The organism is Clostridium celatum DSM 1785, from assembly GCF_000320405.1.
Lineage (GTDB): Bacteria > Bacillota > Clostridia > Clostridiales > Clostridiaceae > Clostridium > Clostridium celatum.
Genome location: NZ_KB291648.1, coordinates 1 through 1,187, shown reverse-complemented (window position 1 = coordinate 1,187; position 1,187 = coordinate 1). Strand labels below are relative to the sequence as shown.

The 1,187-nt window shown below is 39.8% G+C and carries 1 protein-coding gene; it reads right to left on the bottom strand.

Going from position 1 to position 1,187, the window contains the following annotated elements:
* Positions 1 to 1,179: elongation factor Tu (gene tuf / locus HMPREF0216_RS08965; protein ID WP_040419548.1), on the bottom strand; the 1,179-nt coding region annotated here is incomplete at its 3' end.
* Positions 1,180 to 1,187 lie beyond the last annotated feature (8 nt).

The window sequence follows — 1,187 nt, the reverse complement described above, 5'->3', positions numbered from 1 at the left end:
AGTAACAACTCCTGAACCTACAGTTCTTCCACCTTCTCTGATAGCGAATCTTAAACCTTCATCCATAGCTACTTGAGTGATTAACTCAACGTTCATATCGATATGGTCTCCAGGCATAACCATTTCCATTCCTTCTGGTAATTTGATTGATCCTGTAACGTCTGTTGTTCTGAAGTAGAATTGTGGTCTGTATCCATCGAAGAATGGAGTATGTCTACCACCTTCATCTTTCTTAAGTACGTATACTTGACCTACGAACTTGCTGTGTGGATTTACTGATCCAACTTTTGCTAATACTTGACCTCTTTCGATGTCTGTTCTTTGAACACCTCTTAATAATGCTCCGATGTTATCTCCAGCTTGTGCTTCGTCTAGTAACTTTCTGAACATTTCGATTCCTGTTACAACTACTTTTCTCTTTTCTTCCATTAATCCAACGATTTCTACTTCGTCTGATACGTGAAGAATTCCTCTTTCAACTCTTCCTGTTGCAACTGTTCCTCTACCAGTGATTGTAAATACGTCTTCTACTGGCATTAAGAATGGCTTATCTGTTGCTCTTTCTGGAGTTGGGATGTAGCTATCTACAGCATCCATTAACTCGATGATACAAGCTGTTGCTTCTGGATCTGTTGGGTTTTCTAATGCTCTTAAAGCTGATCCTTTGATTACTGGAATGTCATCTCCTGGGAAGTTGTATTCAGATAATAATTCTCTAACTTCCATTTCAACTAATTCTAATAATTCTTCGTCGTCAACCATATCTGCTTTGTTTAAGAATACAACGATGTAGTCAACACCAACTCTTGAAGCTAGTAGGATGTGCTCTCTTGTTTGAGGCATTGGACCATCTGCTGCTGAACAAACTAAGATAGCTCCGTCCATTTGAGCAGCCCCTGTGATCATGTTCTTAACGTAGTCAGCGTGTCCTGGACAGTCAACGTGAGCGTAGTGTCTGTTTTCTGTTTCGTATTCAACGTGAGCTGTATTGATTGTGATTCCTCTTTCTTTTTCTTCTGGAGCCTTATCGATATCAGCGTAGTTGAACGCTTCTGCGAATCCTCTGTTTGCTAATACTGTTGTAATAGCTGCTGTTAATGTAGTCTTACCGTGGTCTACGTGACCTATTGTTCCGATATTTACGTGTGGTTTACTTCTTTCGAACTTTTGCTTTGCCATTTGAAAAT